The sequence below is a fragment of the Neobacillus driksii genome, assembly GCF_013409995.1.
In the GTDB taxonomy this organism is placed as follows: domain Bacteria; phylum Bacillota; class Bacilli; order Bacillales; family Cytobacillaceae; genus Neobacillus; species Neobacillus driksii.
On record NZ_JACCBX010000015.1, the window covers coordinates 18457 to 37024 of the forward strand.

General features: G+C 37.7%; 14 protein-coding genes. 2 read left to right on the forward strand and 12 right to left on the reverse strand.

Features of this window, described 5'->3' with window-relative positions; genetic code table 11:
• Positions 1–225: 225 nt before the first annotated feature.
• The 4 genes from F4694_RS26135 to F4694_RS26150 all read right to left on the reverse strand — a co-directional run bounded on the left by F4694_RS26135 (position 226) and on the right by F4694_RS26150 (position 4714).
• Positions 226–1698, reverse strand: coding sequence for a gluconokinase (locus F4694_RS26135; protein ID WP_179602853.1), 1473 nt, complete (start codon positions 1696–1698; stop codon positions 226–228).
• Between the two features lie 80 nt (positions 1699–1778).
• Complete coding sequence (gene larE / locus F4694_RS26140) at positions 1779–2579, reverse strand: ATP-dependent sacrificial sulfur transferase LarE (protein WP_179602854.1); 801 nt, start codon at positions 2577–2579, stop codon at positions 1779–1781.
• A 77-nt stretch (positions 2580–2656) separates the two neighbouring features.
• Entirely contained in the window at positions 2657–3427 is a 771-nt protein-coding gene (locus tag F4694_RS26145; RefSeq protein ID WP_179602855.1) for an SDR family oxidoreductase, read from the reverse strand.
• A gap of 18 nt (positions 3428–3445) precedes the next feature.
• The gene (locus F4694_RS26150; protein WP_179602856.1) at positions 3446–4714 is read right to left on the reverse strand and encodes a nickel pincer cofactor-dependent isomerase, group 22; all 1269 of its coding nucleotides are present in this window, start codon (positions 4712–4714) and stop codon (positions 3446–3448) included.
• 268 nt (positions 4715–4982) lie between these two features.
• Between F4694_RS26150 and F4694_RS26155 the strand changes: the two genes are divergently transcribed.
• Positions 4983–6179 (forward strand): ROK family protein, encoded by a 1197-nt coding sequence (locus F4694_RS26155; RefSeq protein ID WP_179602857.1) that lies wholly within the window; start codon positions 4983–4985, stop codon positions 6177–6179.
• Between the two features lie 377 nt (positions 6180–6556).
• On the opposite strand, the gene F4694_RS26160 is transcribed toward F4694_RS26155, so the two are convergent.
• The 8 genes from F4694_RS26160 to uxaC all read right to left on the reverse strand — a co-directional run bounded on the left by F4694_RS26160 (position 6557) and on the right by uxaC (position 16995).
• Positions 6557–8032 carry an MFS transporter gene (locus tag F4694_RS26160; RefSeq protein ID WP_179602858.1) on the reverse strand — a complete coding sequence of 492 codons (1476 nt, stop codon included), beginning with the start codon at positions 8030–8032 and terminating at the stop codon, positions 6557–6559.
• A 595-nt stretch (positions 8033–8627) separates the two neighbouring features.
• Positions 8628–9488 (reverse strand): sugar phosphate isomerase/epimerase family protein, encoded by an 861-nt coding sequence (locus F4694_RS26165; RefSeq protein WP_179602859.1) that lies wholly within the window; start codon positions 9486–9488, stop codon positions 8628–8630.
• A complete protein-coding gene (locus F4694_RS26170; protein WP_179602860.1) occupies positions 9485–10495 on the reverse strand; it encodes a Gfo/Idh/MocA family protein in 1011 nt (336 codons plus the stop codon). The genes F4694_RS26165 and F4694_RS26170 overlap by 4 nt, the downstream gene beginning before the upstream one ends.
• 219 nt (positions 10496–10714) lie before the next feature.
• Positions 10715–11875: a Gfo/Idh/MocA family protein gene (locus F4694_RS26175; protein ID WP_179602861.1), complete on the reverse strand. Its 1161-nt coding sequence runs from the start codon at positions 11873–11875 to the stop codon at positions 10715–10717.
• Between the two features lie 2 nt (positions 11876–11877).
• Positions 11878–12765 carry a sugar phosphate isomerase/epimerase family protein gene (locus F4694_RS26180; protein WP_179602862.1) on the reverse strand — a complete coding sequence of 296 codons (888 nt, stop codon included), beginning with the start codon at positions 12763–12765 and terminating at the stop codon, positions 11878–11880.
• Entirely contained in the window at positions 12762–13700 is a 939-nt protein-coding gene (locus F4694_RS26185) for an AraC family transcriptional regulator (protein ID WP_179602863.1), read from the reverse strand. The genes F4694_RS26180 and F4694_RS26185 overlap by 4 nt, the downstream gene beginning before the upstream one ends.
• A gap of 242 nt (positions 13701–13942) precedes the next feature.
• Positions 13943–15355 carry an NADP-dependent phosphogluconate dehydrogenase gene (gene gndA, locus F4694_RS26190; RefSeq protein ID WP_179602864.1) on the reverse strand — a complete coding sequence of 471 codons (1413 nt, stop codon included), beginning with the start codon at positions 15353–15355 and terminating at the stop codon, positions 13943–13945.
• 236 nt (positions 15356–15591) lie between these two features.
• On the reverse strand, positions 15592–16995 hold the full coding sequence (gene uxaC, locus F4694_RS26195) for a glucuronate isomerase (protein ID WP_179602865.1): 1404 nt from the start codon (positions 16993–16995) through the stop codon (positions 15592–15594).
• Between the two features lie 235 nt (positions 16996–17230).
• Between uxaC and F4694_RS26200 the strand changes: the two genes are divergently transcribed.
• Positions 17231–18421 (forward strand): ROK family transcriptional regulator, encoded by a 1191-nt coding sequence (locus F4694_RS26200; RefSeq protein WP_179602866.1) that lies wholly within the window; start codon positions 17231–17233, stop codon positions 18419–18421.
• Positions 18422–18568 lie beyond the last annotated feature (147 nt).

Below are 18568 nucleotides of genomic sequence, written 5' to 3' on the forward strand. Positions count from 1 at the left end.
CTAATCTTAATCCCTCGTAACGCGATTTGTCCTCAAGGCTCCTTTTTAAGGACTAATCTCAGTCCCTCGTAACACGATTTGTCCTCAAGAACCCTTATTAAGGACTAATCTTAATCCCTCGTAACGCGATTAGTCCTCAAGACCCCTTATTAAGGACTAATCTCTACCATTAGATACAAGCTTTGTCCTTAATAGATTTTAAAATCGTCAAGCTGCAACTCTTTTTTAGAAATACTTCACCATATCTCTAGCAAGTTTTTCATAGTTTTCATAAATAGCCTTATAAACTTTACTGCTTTCCTTATTAGGCAGCACTGGCTCACCCATCGGTATATTCTTTTTGATAGCTTCAAAAGAATCTACTTTACCAATGCCCACGAGAGCGGTCCAGGCTGCTCCCCATGCGGCACTGTGATGGCTTTCAGATACATAAATCTCCGCTTCAAAGATGTCAGCCATCATTTGCAGCCAAAGTGGTGACCTCGCCAATCCGCCGTTTACGTAGATTTTTTCCGGCTCGCCAGCTAATCTTTCCAGTGCTTTGCCGATTTGATAGAGATTAAAGGTAATCCCTTCAAGGACCGCCCGGATAAAATGTTCTTTTTTATGTGTAATTGAAACTCCATAAAAATTGCCTTTGGCACGCTGATTCCAGACCGGTGCTCTTTCCCCGTTTAAATAAGGCAGAAACAGGATACCCTCAGCTCCATGAGCTACCTTCTCTGCGTCCCCTAAGAAATCTGAAAAATCCCTTTGGTCATTCAGAAGATCTTTTAACCATTGTAAGACGATACCGCCATTATTCGTCGGTCCCCCAACAATCGTTGAATCCGCCGTAAAGGAGTAACAAAAGGTTTCTTGATTTTCATCGATCTTAACCCCTTTATTGATTTGCCTAATCGCCCCGCTTGTCCCAACGGAAACCGCCACTTCTCCAGGCAAAATCGCTCCAATTCCTAAGTTGGCCAATTGCCCATCTGCTGCTCCCATTACAAAAGGCATTTCTGGATTAATTCCCATTTCATCAGCAATACCGCTATTTAGACCCGTTAACACTTTAGTAGGGGGGACAATTTCAGAAAGCTGTTCCCTTGTAATCCCTGTCATTTCTAGTAATTCAGGCTCCCAATCCAGCGCAGCCGGATTAAAAAAACCTGTAGCAGAAGCCATTGAGTAATCAATCACCCTTTGACCAAACCAGCATTGTAGTAAATATTCCTTTATGGACATAAAATAAGCTGCTTCTTTATAAGGCTGATAGTTTGTTTCTTTCATCCACAAAAGCTTACTAAATGGTGTCATCGGATGAATCGGTGTTCCTGTTTTCGAAAAAATACTCTTCCCAATCGTTCCTTTTATTGCTTCTGCCTGTGCAACGCTTCTTCCATCTGCCCAAATAAGTGCAGGGGAAATCGGAGTACCCTCTTCATTGACACAAAGAAGTGAATGCATGGCAGCTGAAAACCCGAGGGCAATTAACTCATCTTTATTAATGGCAGCTTGTTCAATGGCTTCCTTAATTGCCAACACTGCAGACCGTTCAATCTCAATTGGGTCTTGTTCAGACCAGCCTAGCTCTGGATAATGAAAGCTGTTCATTTTCTCATTTTCTGCTATTAGTTTACCTTTGATATCAAACACACAAGCTTTTACACTAGTGGTTCCGATATCTAGTCCCATTACGAACTCTCTTGACATACGTTTCATCTTCCTTTTCAACTACATGTTGTCATTATGTTAGAAAAGGCTTTGGAAATTTCCAAAGCCTTCTTCTGTTATTACGCTAACACCTTGTTCATACTGCCGCTCTGGTATCCCAGCAAATCCAAAGTTATATATTTATATCCATACTCTTGGAGCTCACGAACAATGGAATCATGATTTTCGAGAACAATTTTCATATCATTAGGTTCTACTTCAATTCTAGCGATTTCATCATGAGTCCGGACTCTCACCTGGCGAATACGGAGACTTTTTAAATAGCTTTCAGCCCGCTCTACCTTTGTCAGCTTTTCCTTTGTAATATATTCTCCGTAAGCAATCCTAGAAGATAAACAGGCGAAGGATGGTTTATCCCATGTGGGCAAATCAAACTGCTGTGAAAGCTCCCTAATTTCCTGTTTAAATAAATTCGCCTCTAACAGAGGACCTCGTATCCCCTTCTCCTTAGCTGCTTGCATTCCTGGTCGATGTTCATTCATATCATCAGCAATTACCCCATAAATAACATTATGGAATCCCTTTTCTTCCATTACTGGAAGTAGGTGATCGAATAAGCTGCTTTTACAAAAGTAACAACGATTTTTGTTATTCTCAGCATAACCAGGAATGGCTAATTCGGAGGTTTCAATGACTTGGTGCTTAACACCAATTTTTTTTGCAAGTACCCTAGCCTCTTCAAGCTCACTTGAAGGGTAGGTTTCCGAATCTGCCGTGACAGCTAAGACACGTCCTTCCCCTAATGTCTCAACCGCCGCTTTAAGTAAAAATGTACTATCTACACCACCTGAAAATGCTACAACGACTGATCCCATGTCACGGAGAATAGACTGTAATTTATTATATTTCTCTGTTAGCAAGGTCTCATCTCCCCACGTACTTTCTGTATAATCCACTATTTAACATATTAAATGGACATTAACCATATGTCCAAGAATTAAATTGTCATCGCTCCAAATCCGCCGTCAACACGGATTAATGCACCTGTAACAAAGCTTGACGCTTTATCTGATGCAAGGAAAACAGTAGCACCTTGAAGTTCTTCCGCTTCTCCAAACCGTTTCATAGGGGTATGGCCCATGATGGATTCAATTCTTTCCTTGTCTAAAATTTTACGATTTTGTTCAGCTGGGAAGAATCCTGGAATAATGGCATTTACACGTATTCCGCTAGTCGCAAATTCACGAGCTAAGAATTGAGTTACACTATTAAGTCCGGCTTTTGAAACAGAATACGTAAATACTCTTGATAATGGTGTTGTAGAAGAGACAGATGAAATATTAATAATACTACCTTGTCTTTCTTGTTCAATCATGCGCTTCGCAAAGATTTGACAAGTCATGACAATTCCTTTTAAGTTAATATCCATAATTTTATCGTACTCGTCCATATCTAAATCAAAAAACGGTGTTGGGCTGTTTGTCCCTGGTGCATTCAACAAAATATCCCAGCCGCCAGACCATTGTTCAATATCCTTTGCAACTTGGACTAAAGAATCCTTCGAGCTTACGTCTGCTGAGAATGCCTTAGCTTCTCCGCCATTTTCAACGATTTCCTTGACCACTTTTTCAGCGGTTTCTAAGTTACGGCCAACGATTGCCACTTTAGCACCGTGTTCAGCCAAGCCTTTCGCCATTGCTGAACCTAATACGCCATTTCCTCCAATTGCAACCGCGGTTTTACCTGTTAAATCAAATAAATTTGTCATGTTTCAACTCTCCTAGTTTTAATATAAGTTTCCTTTTTCATCAAATGGTAGATCATAAAGCTCTGAAACTAGCTCCATATTTGGATGCTGTCTCACATGCTCAACTAACGCCTCTGATACTTCAATTTCACTTAACTCTAATGTATTTTTAATGCGGACCATTTTTACTTTTGTAAAATCTAAGATATTACTTGTCTTAACCGCCGCTTGTATCGCTTCACGATCATTTGGCAATGTAGTAGCAATTTTGGTTGGTGCTACAACAGTGGAAGTTAACCCGTTGGCATACGTTACCTCTAGGTCCATCCGGTCAACTAACCGCTTTGTTGTAAAATCAGCTGTTCCAACACCATTGGCATTTCCCTCTGTTTGAGGAGTTAATCCGAGAACAACCATTTTGTTAACATCCGGTCCGCCGTGTGCATATGGAGTTGGATATCGGCCTGTAATATTCGGATCCATCCCATCACCAGAGATATTCTTACCAATTTGATCAATGACAAGAACCTCTAATTGTTCAAAGAAAAGCTTAGGTAATAATTCTTTCGCCTTAGCCTGCAGATCTGCTTCTCTTTCAATAATTTCTTGAGGAGAAAGTACATCCACCACAGCCACTTTATCAAAAGCATTTTCAATGGTTGCCACACCAAAAAGAAATGGTTTTTTCTCCATAATCATTTTTGCCATTGCAGGTACATTTTCTGCCATATACTTAAAGCCTAGTTGGTGACACGCCTCGGCACCCCGCTGCTTTCCTAACCCAATACTAATCATTTTCATAATGCCGCTTTCAACCGGACCGCGGAATGCAGTATGCGGTTTAATGCGATTAATCACGACAATACCATCTGCGTTTGCCGCATATTGATCAACATAAACAGGTAAGCCATTTGGAAGTTCTCCGATTTTTACCACTTCCATGGAAGAACGAATTTCACAGCCAACGCTTTCTTCTGTTACACCAAGATGTGCTAGCACCTCACGCTGTCCTTCAGCTGTCGCACCGCCATGACTGCCCATACTAGGAACAATAAATGGCTTTGCACCAAGGTCTTTTAGAAATTTAACTGTCACTGCAGTTAATTCTACTAGACGATCAAGTCCTCTGCTTCCAACAGCTAAAGCAATTTCCATTCCAGGCCGAACTGATGCCTGAATATGCTCCTGTTGCAATTTTCCCATTAACGCTTGTTCTAAATTATCAATTTTCTTATCATCAAATTTCACTTTTACCTTTGCCATTTTTGGCACTGGTATATCTTTTAATAAGTCCTGTAGAATACCCATCTTTCTGTTTCACTCCTTTTCTACCTAAGTGTTCCTCAAGGGATATTATTCCATGTATTTACTTTATCGGTTTAATAAAAATTGTGTAATCCCTTACAAAAGGAATTAAAAATGATTTGTTTGGAAAATAATTTAAAATAGTAATTTAATTTGTTTACCAAACAAACTAATTACCTGTATAATATCATTATGGATTGTTTACGTCAATAAATATTCAGACCAAATTATTTATCTTTTTCACCTAGAAATTTAAAAGGAAGTGATTAATATGCTCACGGGAGATGCCTCATATATTAAAAAGATAAATCGGTCCATCATTATTAGTAAAATAATTGAACATGGGATGATATCCCGGGCAGATTTAGCGAAGATTACCGGACTAAACAAGGCTACTATTTCTGTGCAGGCAGCGGAATTATTAGCAGAAGAGTTAATTCTAGAAACCCATCAAGAACATAAAAATCTAGGGCGAAGACCTATTATGTTATCGATTAACCAGCAAGCAGGATATTCTTTAGGAATAGACTTAGATAAGAGAGTCATAACATTCACCTTATCTGATTTGAGTGGCACAACAGTGGATACACAGTCTATTGAAATAGAAGCATCTGATTACACCCTAATTGTAAAACTATTGGCGGAACAGATAACACATTATAAAAAAAGAAGCTCTCACGCACCCTATGGATTAATTGGAGCAGTAATTGGAATACATGGTATCGTCAATAATGACGAAAGTATCTATTTTGTCCCACATCATCGTTGGCATAATAAAAATTTAAAGGCAGATTTACAAAATGAAACCGGTATCAATATCTATATAGAAAATAACGCTAACCTGTGTTCATTTGCTGAAATCGTCTATAAACATGCTCAAAGTGAAAACTTATTATCTGTTAGTTTGTATTCAGGAATCGGACTTGGAATTATGGTAAATAGCAAGTTACTTAAAGGCTGCGATGGTTATGCCGGCGAAATTGGGCATATGATCATTGTCCCTGATGGTCTTCCCTGCAGATGTGGAAATTTAGGCTGTTGGGAACAATACGCTTCGGAATCGAGCTTTATAAAGCAATTATCAAAAAGACATAATAAAGAAAATGTCACCTATGATGAAATTAATCATTGGTTTGTAAAAAAAGATCCTGTTACGAGTGAGTTAATGAAGGATTATATAAAGTTCTTATCTTATGGACTTAACAATATTATTAACCTCTATAATCCAGAGATTTTAGTGATTAATAGTGAATTGCTCCGGTTGTATCCCAATGCTTTAGATGAAATTAAAGCACATCTAACATCTACAGTGGGGCAATATCGAAAACTACAAATTTCAGAATTTGGTAAAAATGCTTGTAGTATGGGTGCCTGTGCCTTAGCTATTAAGAACTTTTTAGAAGTGAATGAGTTAAGTTTATCCATTGATGAATCAATCCGAATGGAAAAAGAGTGTTACCCTCAGTAACTGAGGGTATTTTTTATTGTGAATGATTTCCAAAATTGTAAAACAGTGAAAAAGGAAGAAAAACAGAGAGAAAGTAAGAAATTAGCCGGTGATACACGTTTTCATCAACATTGTTCTCGTTTTCATTGTCTTTGTTTCCGTTTTCAGCAGCGTTGTGAAAAATCTCCAATTCCTTGATAATAAGAGTATCAAATCACTGGAGGTTACATACATGAAAAAGATACTAGTAAAAATAATTGAGAAGTTTGAACAGGGAAAATACATGCCATTTGATACACACGAACCAATCGTAACCAAGTCACGTAAATAAAATGTGAATTGGTTTTTTTATGTAAAAAAAACCCCAGCATACGCCAGGGTCCAAAATTTATACTCTTTTAAATTGCAACATTATTGTTCGTTTTCCCTTTTGCTTTCATGTCAGAAATACCAGATTGAATTTTTTCCATTTCTTTATGATCTAGTTTATAGAATTTCATTGCTGTAATGGATACCAACAAACATAGCGCTGGTAAACCGAATGCTAGTATTAAGGTAACAACAAACAATGGTGTTGTTAATGCTTCCCCAACCTCAGGGAATTTTTCTTTGTAACCAATGAAACCAACTACTACACCTACGATTGTTGGAGCTAAAGATGAAACGAGTTGATCAATGAATGAGAAAATCGTGCCCATCATACCTGGTACATAACGACCTGATTTATGTGTTTCATAGTCCGAAACATCGGCAATCATAGGAACAACAAGCGTTGTTGGAATACTAGCAAATCCAATTGCTAATGAATATAAGGCTAAGAATAATATAGTAGTAATTCCAATATTAGTTAGTGAAACCGATGCAGGATCAATAAATAAGAATAAAGCCATCAAAGCCAAGTAAGAAAGCATTCCGATCCATGCTGAAGTAACATAGGATTTCTTTAAACCTGTCTTTCTTGCAATTCCAACTACTAAGAAAGTAATCAATAATGTCGGTACTAATGTAATAAGACCAATTTTTCCGCTTAATGCGTAATCTCCTAGCAAAATACCAAACAACATAACTCCGACTACAGAATAACGAGCGATACTCGTTGCTAATTTATCAAAAGACGCCGAAAGTGAAAGTAATTGTAATTGTTTGTTTCCTTTAATAACTCCCCAATATTCACGAAGAGTAGTTTGAGTTCCTTCTTCTGCTAATCCATAGTATTCTTTCTTATCTTTTGACCAGATACCTACGATTGCTAGTACCGCAAATACTGCTGATAGAAATAGACCATAGCCGTTTAATTCCGTAAACAAACCAAGATTAAACCCGCCATGCTTTGCTACTAGAACAGCTGAAACCCAAATTTGTCCGCCAGTGAAAAGTGCAGCATTATAGACTCCATCAAAAATTGCATATAATGGACGTTGCTTTGGATTATTTGTTAAAACCGTTTGCGCAGCCTTCGTAACACTTGTTTGTAATGAATAACCAATTTTATTTACGATTAACATCGCAGTAAAGAAAAGAAATTGTGTAGACTCTGGTAAATGATGCGTTACATTATAGATTATTAGAATTGTACCTGCTGAAATGATATTACCGACAACGATCAAAGGCGTAAACTTACCAAATTTCCCCTCTGTTTTATCGATGATATAGCCAATCGCCGGATCAATGATACCATCAAATAAGCGTGCCGCCATTAATAGCGAACTTACCACCATAACCGCTAGTCCGGCTATCCCAGTTGCATAATAAGTAACAAAACCTAATACAAATAAATGAAGATTTGATGAGGTATTATTTAAAGTAAACAAACCTATTTGCCATAATTTTGCTGTGTTATACTGATCCCCTTTTTCTACTTTTACATTTGACATGATTTCGCCCCCTTGTAGTTAACCGCTTTCATTATTCCTAATATTAAAAAAATTCTCTAGCCAATTATACCCTGTTTATAGCAACAATCATATTTCACCTAAAAATGATCCTCTTTTACTTGCCACTCCCTTCTGTGAAACCCCTTACATAAGTGAATAAAAAAATATAATTGCCAGAAAAAACATTATTCTATTTTTTAATTAGTTTAATGAACTAATTATTATAATAAGAATAACATCTCTACTATTCATAGTCAATAAGTTTTTAATTTTCTAAATTTTTAGTGGATAAAATGCCACTTTCCTTAAGAATATACCTAAAAGGCTATGAATATACCAAATTTCCTCGATACAAAGAAAGGCGGCGAATTCCTACTTCATTTTCTGTCTTTTACTTTTTCACTATACTAAAACCTAACCTCATCGCTACATACTGTCATTATATTGTATCAATATACAATAATCATTCTCTAGTCCTGCTTTATAATTCTGTTTTTTTTACTCATATTGTTCACAATTGATAAAAACAACTAAAACCAATGCAAAAAGGCAGTGAAAATCCACTGCCTTTGTCCTGATCTATCAATACAAAATATTAATACCAGTCAGCATATCCTAGTTTTCTCAAGTGATTAGCTGAAACCTCTAGGCATTCGAATGGGTCACGTCCATAGGTATCGTCTTGTTCTACTAAGAAATACTGTACTCCACTCTCAAGTCCTGCTTCTATGATTGATTTGAGATCTAGGTTTCCTTCACCAAGTTCTGCAAATTCAATCGTATTTGTGAATAGGTTAAAGAATTTACCCATATCCTTGAAATCCATTTGAGTTGTATCAATTTGTCCAATACGATAATCCTTCAAGTGTAGGAGTGAAATACGGCCTGCATATTCTTTAACAAACTCGACAGGATTTACACCCGCTCTTTGAATCCAGTGAACATCTAATTCAAACCCAAGCTTAGTGGTGTTATTTTTAATAATGTCCAACAAATACTCACCATCGTATTTTTGGAATTCTATGTGGTGTGTGTGGTAATACAATTCAATTCCATGCTCAGCTAATCTGTGAGCCATTTCTTCTGCTTTTCCAATAAATTCCATAATTTTATCTTTATGACCGATAGCTGTTAACGGAAGCATACCAATACGTAAGAAGTTACAATCCAGTGTCTTGCAATCGTTTACGATTTTTTCAAAGTCACTTGTCAATGTCTCACCAGGCATTCCAGGAAGCATTGGCTCTACCGCAGCAGAAAGAGCGGCAATCTTAATATCAAAATCTTGACTCGCCCTTTTTATCTCCGCTACGTTCTCTGGAGTCATTGGGATTTGAGAAACTTCAACAGCGTGGTAACCAAGCTCACTTACTTTTCTCATTGTTTCATAGGCACCAAGCTCCTCAACCTTGTTCTTTAGCATCATCATTTGAACGCCGATTTTTCCCTTTTTCATTGGAATACCTCCATTTGTATTGATTGTTTTTTCTCTGATGACAGGTGAATGGCATCAATTATCGCGATGGATGCAAGTGCATCTTTTGCATGAATATAGTCTTCTGTATTTCCAGTAATCGCCGAATAGAATTGATTAATGGTTTTTGCATGACTAGCTCCATAATAATGTTTCGAACCTGGCAGCTTAGCGTCTTCCATCAATTCTTCTTTTTCCCCTGTTTCATTCACTCTTGTCAGGATGCTATCCTTGATGATGAACCTTTCTTTTTCAAAAAGAACCTCGAGTTCAACACTAGAATTATCTGCATTTGCATTCGTAGCGAAGAATAATCCCTTAGCACCATTTTTAAACTGGATACGTGCGGAAGCCGTATCTTCCACTTCGATGTTATAATCCAATAGTTGATCAACTGAACCTCTAATCGATTCAATTTCACCGCCAACCAGCTGCATGAGGTCTAACGTATGGAGCGCTTGATTGATCATCACTCCACCACCGGCATATTTCCATTGCCCGCGCCACGGCTGGATGTCATAGTAGTCTTTTGGCCGAAACCATGCTACTAGACCCTTAACCCCTCTAATAGGACCATATTCACCAGAGTTGATAATCTCTTGGAGTTTTTCAAAGGATTCGTTGTTGCGATTTTGCAGACATACACCGATTTTAATGTCCTTGTGTTCTTCCTCTAATTTCACCAGAGCAAGCCCTTCTTCTGCGTTCAGGCCCAATGGTTTTTCTAGAAAAACATGAACACCTTTTTCTATACAAGCTTTCGTAACAGGGTAGTGCAAATAATGGGGCAGACAAATATGAACACAATCTAATTCTTCTTTTTCTAGCATTACCTCATAGTTACTGTAAAAGTTTGCTCCTGGTACTGAATTTGATAAGGATTCGTCATTATCACAGACAGCCACCAACTCAGCATTTGGGTTTGCCTTTATCGCTGGAATATGGATATGTGAAATCGTCCCCAGCCCTATAACTGCAACTTTCAGCATTTGCTTCTCCCCTTTTTTATAGGCTCTTTTCTTAAACTTTGTTGCTTTTTAGAACAAAAATTTAAAAAGAAAAGAGCCTGCAAACTAAATTCTTAAGCGCTAAATTGATAATTCCACGTTAAAATCGGCTTTAAGATTTTAACAACTATGTTTGCGAAATCACACTTTTAAAACGAACTCAAAGCTTTAAACAGCGATGAGTTCGTTTCATGTGGTTGATTACTTTCTAACCGGATATTTACCTTCTTCCGCAATCCGTTTATTTAATTCTTCTAAGAATAAATCTTCATCAAATGGTACTTCGATTTCCTTGCCTAACCAGCTTGACAGGTGCATTGCATTTGCAAGTCTAACACCATTAATACCGTCGCTGCCAGGAGCTAACAATGGTGTGCCTTCCACAATTGCGGAAGAAAAGTCCTCTAATACTGCAATGTGCTGTTCGCCCCAAACATTGCCAAAATCAAGTACTTCCTCGGTGAAAATATCACCTGCACCGCCGCCCATAAACAGCTTCATAACATCTGACATATCCATAGAAGCGCTCATTTCATTCTCAGATTGTTTCAGGCGCTTAATGGTTACTTTCTTACTATCGTCTACCACGATTTTTCCTTTATCGCCATGGATTTCTAAACGATCTGTCCCTACTACATCGTGTGTCTTAGTTACAAATACACCAGTAGCACCATTTCCATAATCAAATACTGCAGTTACATCGTCTTCAACCACAATATCTCTTTGATAGCCATAGTTTAATTTTGCATAAACCTTTTTCGGCATGCCGCAAATCCATTGAAGCAAGTCAATTTGGTGTGGCGCTTGGTTTACAAGGACACCGCCGCCTTCTCCGCCCCAAGTTGCTCTCCATTCACTTTGATTGTAGTAACCTTGAGGTCTCCACCATGTAGTAATAATCCAATTGGTACTGCGGATGCTGCCAATCTCACCATTATCAATAAGTTCTTTTACTTTTTTATACAGTGGATTTGTACGCTGGTTAAAGAAGATTGCAAACTTAAGTTCAGGCTTTGTTGCTGCAAAGTCGTTTAATTCTTTTACTTGTTTTGTATAAACACCTGCTGGTTTTTCCACTAATGCATGAATGTCTCTTTTTAATGCTTCAATTCCCATTTCAGGATGTAGATAATGCGGTACAGTTGTAACGACTGCATCAACATCACCACTTTCAAGCATATCGATATAATTATCATAGAAAGGAACACCAGGATACTTCTCTTCTGCAACTTGTTTTTTAGCAGGATCATTATCACAGATCGCACCAATCACCATGTTTTTAACTTTGCCTTCAGTAATAAAATTAGCGTACATACCGCCCTCTGCACCTAATCCAATAATTCCTAATCTTACATCTGCCATAATTAAATTCCCTCGCTTTCAATTTTGTTAAGAATTTCTAATAATGCTTCATATTGAAGCTTGTAGCCGCCGGCACCATCCAACCCTTTGTTGTCCTTAATGACCTCGGTCGCATCTTCAAGCTCTAAATCCTTTAGAGAATCAAAGAGAACAAGGTGTGGCTCAAGAGTTAAAAAGCCTTTATAGCCGCTCTTAATAAACTGAGCTAGCAATTCAGGTATTTTTCCTTCGCCAGTTCCACAGACAACGTTTTGACTATCTGATGTTACAGCATCCTTAATGTGTATATAAACAATCTCATCTTTCAAGAGATCGTAACACTCTTGGGTGTCCTCACCGCACTGTACGAAATTCGCGAAGTCGAAAATCCCTTTAAAGTAAGGAGAATCCACTTCTTTTAGGATCTCATGACAGCGTCTTCCGATATCACCAAAGATATCCTTTTCATTCTCATGCAGCAAAATTACATTGTATTTTTCCGCGATTGCAGCATATTCTTTCAACTTGCTGACAACTTGGCTGCGGTAGTGATCTGCATCCTCACCCTTAGGAATATAGAAGCTGAAAATCCGCATATATTTACAATCAAGCAAGTTGCTAATTTGGCAAAGCGTGTCCAACATAAGCTTTTGTTTCGCAAAGCCTTCTTCATCATTGATGAATACTTTACCAATTGGTGACCCGATAGAAGAAACACCAATACCAGCTTTTTGCAGTCTTGGCAGTACCGTTTCTTTGAATTCATCGACAGTAAAATCACCAATATTTTTCCCATCAATGCCGCGTAACGAGATAAATTTCATCCCTAAATTAGATACAACTTCTAACTGAGTATCAAAGTCAGATGAGATTTCATCTGAAAATCCTGAAATCAATAAATCTTGATTCATTTATTCTTTTCCTCCTTATTCCAAAGAATATGGCTACTGAGTTTCGTTTTACGATATTGTGAAGGAGTGGTGCCGACCTTCTCTTTAAAAAAACGGCTGAAATGTGCAACGCTTTCAAATCCTGTTGAGCGAGCCACATCCGTTAGTGATTGATCTGGCTCCATTTCCAACAAATACTTCACCTGATTTAGCCGGCAAGCCATAACATATTCCATCACCGTAAAGCCAGTGACTTCTTTAAAAATATGAGAAGCATAATACTTACTTAAACTTAACTCTTCAGCAATTCTGTCTAAACTGACTTTTTCCGAATAATGATCATTAATCCAAGAGGCAATCGACTCAGCATGAAGCTCCTTTTCTGACCTTTTACTCGTCACCTGAGACAATTCTTTTTGACTTATTTTGTAGATTCCCATCAATAATTGAATCAACTCAAGTTTTATTTCTGCTTCCAGAAACTCATTTTTCTTACCTGTCCGCTGCATTTCTTCATCAATATGAGTAAGAGACTGGGCTATTTCCTTTATCCTGCCATCCACAAATTGTCCAAATTCATCGTAGCCTGTACGAAGAAAGCAATTATGAAGTTTTTTGAACGGATCCAACAAATTAGGAATTCCAAGTCCAATTAATGATTCCTGCAGCCATAAGGGTGAAAAATGAAGCATACTTCTTGTATACGTACTGTCTGTTCCTGGATTGGCTTTGTGCAAAGTCATCCCGTCTAACAGGATGATATCCCCCGGTTGCAGTTCATAAATCCGATTGTTAATTAAGTACTTACAATCACCTGAGTGAAAAAAATAGATTTCATATTCTTGGTGTGAGTGAAAATTAAAGTTATAAAAGTCCACACCTTGAACTCGGTAGTGACCGTATATCCACTCATCCATTATTCTTTTTCTCAATGAAGAGCTTGTTAACTTTTCCACTGCTTTCACACCCTTAGTAGTAAGCGTTAACATAATAGTTTGTTAACTGAACATACTTATATTATATTGCAGATAGATACAAAAAACATTCTCTAAAAGTGCTCAATAAGAGCTATTATTTGACTGATATTGCTTTTTTATCACGACTTTTAGACAAATAAAAAAAGGAGACAATTACAGCGTTTAGGGCTAGTTTTTGTCTCCTTTTAAAGTTAGTTCATAACTGTTTAGTTATGAAACCCTTATTCCATCCAGTTTGTGTGGAATACTCCTTCTTTATCAATACGTTGGTACGTATGTGCTCCAAAATAGTCACGTTGTGCTTGAAGCAGATTCGCTGGAAGTGTTTCAGTACGATAGCTGTCATAGTAAGCAATTGCGCTTGCAAATGACGGAACCGGGATTCCACGTTCAATTGCTACAGCAAGAACTTGACGTAATGGCTGCTGATAATTTTCAACGATTTCTTTAAAATATGGATCTAATAATAAGTTTCTTAATTCAGGATCGCGATCATAAGCGTCTTTAATTTTTTGTAAGAATTGTGCACGAATGATACATCCGCCGCGGAAAATCATCGCGATATCGCCGTAACGAAGATTCCAATCATATTCTTCAGACGCAGCACGCATTTGTGCAAAACCTTGTGCATAAGAAACGATTTTGCTCATATACAATGCTTTACGTACTGCTTCGATTAATTCTTCTTTATTGCCTTCAAACGCCTTTACTTCAGGTCCATTAAGAACCTTGCTTGCCTTAATACGCTCATCCTTCATCGCAGAAATAAAGCGGGCAAATACGGATTCCGTGATAATTGGAAGTGGAACACCTAGGTCTAGTGCATTTTGGCTTGTCCATTTTCCTGTACCCTTTTGACCAGCAGTATCAAGAATCAAGTCAACCATTGGCTTGCCAGTTTCTTCGTCCACTTTTGTAAAGATATCAGCAGTGATTTCAATCAAATAGCTGTCTAATTCGCCTTTGTTCCATTCAGCAAACACCTCGTGAAGCTCTTTCGCATCTAAACCAAGGACATTTTTCAAAATAAAGTAAGCTTCACAGATTAATTGCATATCTCCATATTCGATTCCGTTATGAACCATTTTCACATAGTGACCTGCACCATTTGGTCCAATATACGTACAACAAGGGTCGCCTTCAACTTTAGCAGAGATCGCCTCAAGGATTGGCTGAACAAGCTCATAAGCTTCTTTTTTACCGCCCGGCATGATAGAAGGACCTTTTAATGCGCCTTCTTCTCCACCTGAAACTCCAGTTCCGATGAAATGGAATCCTGCTGTTGCAAGTTCCTGATTACGTCTAATTGTATCCTGGAAGAATGTATTTCCTCCATCGATTAGGATATCGCCTTCTTCAAGAAATGGCTTTAAAGAGTCGATAGTTGCATCTGTAGCCGTACCTGCTTTAACCATTAATAAAATTTTGCGAGGTTTTTCTAAAGAATTAACGAATTCTTCAACTGTACGTGCACCAACAAAGTTCTTTCCTTCTGCTTCGTTCTTTAAAAACTCTTCTGTTTTGTCATAAGAACGGTTGAAAACAGCAACAGAGTAACCGCGGCTTTCAATATTTAAAGCAAGGTTCTTACCCATGACTGCCAATCCTACGACACCAATTTGTTGTTTAGACATTCTTTTCCCTCTTTCTCCTTAATCTAATTAGAACTTATTCCTTAGTTGAAGTCTGGAGTTGCCGTCCGGCACTCCTATACTCATACCATCCATAATAACGATTAATAAATAGAACATCAATTATTTCGGCTAATTTGTCATGCTTAGCTTACTCAAATAAATCGAAATAACAAACTATTCAATGTTTTAAAGGGGGGGAAGCCCTTTTAAAGGGCGCCCCTGACCTCACTTAATTCCTAGCGTTGTAAAAAGTATTTTTCGGCGTTATTGTAGCCAATATTTCTAACCATTTGTTCAAGGAATTCCATATCATTAGGCACTAGTCCTCTATCTGCCCAATCACCCAATAGGTTGCAAAGAATACGGCGGAAGTATTCATGACGTGCATAAGAAAGGAAGCTGCGTGAGTCTGTCAGCATTCCAATAAAATGACTCAACAGACCTACATTTGCAAGATCTTTCATTTGTCTTTCCATTCCATCGATATGATCGTTAAACCACCAGCCAGAACCAAACTGAATTTTACCTGGAACACCTTCTTCATAGAAGTTCCCCATCATACCAGCTAGAACTGGATTATCTTTAGGGTTAAGATTAAACAATACTGTTCTTGGTAAAGCATTTTGCTGCTCCAAAGTATCAAGGAATCTAGATATACCTTCAGCGAAATTTGATTCTCCGACAGAATCAAATCCTGTGTCTGGTCCAATAAGCTCTTTCATTTTTGTATTGTTGTTTCTTAATGCACCCATATGAAGCTGCATAACCCACTGTTTTCCAGCATACATTTTTCCAAGCTCTGTTAATAGGAACCAACGGTAAGCAATCAGTTCTTCATTAGAAAGCTGTTCCCCGTTCAATCCTTTTTTGAAAATAACTTCAATCTCTTCCTTTGTTGTTTCTACAAATTCCATTTTTTGAATATCATGGTCAGATGCACGGCCGCCATTTTCGTGGAAGAAATCAACACGCTGCTGCAGTGCATTCAAGAAACCGTCTAGTGAATCTACTTTAATTCCAGAAACCTCTTCTAATTTCCGGGTCCAGCCGGCAAATGTAGGACGCTCAATGAAAAGAGCTCCATCTGGACGGAATGTTGGAGCGATAATAGGAGCAAAAGTTTCATCATTTTTTAATAAACGATGGTATTCCAATGTTGAATTAGGATCATCCGTTGTCCCAATAAATTTCACATTTGATTTCGCAATAAACGCTCTTGCTGTGTAATCTGATGATTTTAGCTTTTCATTACATTCATCGTAAATTTCACGTGCAGTTGAAGGGCTAAGTAATTTTTCAATTCCAAAGTACATTTTCAACTCCATGTGAGTCCAATGATAAAGCGGGTTGCCCATTAGGTTTGGCACCGTTTTTGCCCAAGCAGCGAATTTCTCCCAATCTGAAGCATCACCAGTAATGTATTTCTCGGCAATACCGTTGATACGCATCGTACGCCACTTGTAATGGTCTCCTCCAAGCCATAATTGAGTGATACTTTCATATGACTTATTTTCCCAGACCTCTTGTGGATCTAAGTGACAGTGGAAGTCAAAAATCGGTAACCCCTGTGCTGCATTTTCAAATAAGTTTACGGATGTTTCTGTATCTAACAAGAAGTCTTTGTCTAAAAAGTTTTTCATTCGATACCCTCCAGTTACTACTATTTTCTGTAAACCCTTACAAATTTATTAAATAATTTCATGATTTTTTGTTTAATTTGTTTAGTAAACAAATTAATTACATTACTAACTTATCATGTTTAATTTGTTAAGTCAATTGACAGTTTATATTTTTTTACTATTCAAAAGAGACCTATATGAAATAACCTGTTATACTATTGTTATAGTAGAAAAGCGCTCGAAATGGAGGATACAGATGATTACCGGTGACGCGTCATATATAAAAAAAATTAATCGCTCGATTATTCTAAGAGAGATTGTCAAAGAAGGGTTAATTTCTAGGGCAGATTTATCAAAAGTAACAGCTCTCACACGTGCGACTATCTCCGCACAGGTTGCAGATTTAATTGACGAAGGGCTCATAATAGAAACACAGCTTGAGCATTATACCGTTGGAAGAAAACCTATTATGCTTTCCATTAACAGTGAGGCAGGTTACGCTCTTGGCATTGACCTTGATTTTGACCATATTTCTTTTACGGTTTCTGATCTTACGGGAACTCCAATCCACTCGAAAAGGATAGAAACAAATACAACAGACTACAAAGAGATACTGAATCTTTTAGTTGAGCATATCAAAGTGTATAAATCTGAATACGCTTACAGCAAATATGGAGTTATCGGAATTGTTATTGCCATTCATGGTCTAGTGGGAAAAGATGAAACCATACACTATGTACCACGCTTACGGTGGAATAACATTACCCTTAAGAAGGATATTGAAAGACAAATCGATATCAACGTTTATATAGAAAACAATGCGAACCTAAGTGCTTTTGCTGAGCGGGTTTATGTGCATCATGAAACAGATAACTTATTATCTGCTACTCTTTATTCCGGTATAGGTCTAGGAATGATGATGAACAACGAGTTCTTTCGGGGACATGATGGGTTTGCTGGTGAAATCGGCCACATGATTGTAGTACCAAATGGAATTCAGTGTAATTGCGGGAATAAAGGCTGTTGGGAAAAATATGCCTCTGAAAGAGCTATTTTCAAGCATCTATCCGAAACAAAGCAAATGAATTCTGTGACATATGAGGATATCCAAAAGTGGCTTGATGAAGGTGACGAAGAAGTACATCAATTGATGGAACAATTTATTTACTACCTCTCCATTGGTTTAAATAATATGATCAATATGTATAATCCTGACGTGCTTGTTCTTGATAGTGAGCTCCTGCGGATGTACCCGAATTCTCTCGATAAAATAAGAGAAAACTTGAATTCTTCGATTAGCCATTACCGTGCACTACAGATTTCTTCCATTGGCAGAAACTCTGCCGTACTTGGTGCGTGTGCATTTGCCATTAAACATTTCTTAGAGGTTCCGATGTTGAATTTACAATTTAACCAATCAAATAAAAATGCAAGCGTTAACATATAGTATTCAGCTCTTTACTTCTAAAAAATCCCCTTTCACTATACGAAAGGGGATCTTTTTATCTATTATTGCTTTCTGTTGTTTAAGCAAAGGAGACTCTCCTCTGCCCACGGATAGCATTTAAAACAATAATGTTCAAAAAAAAGATAA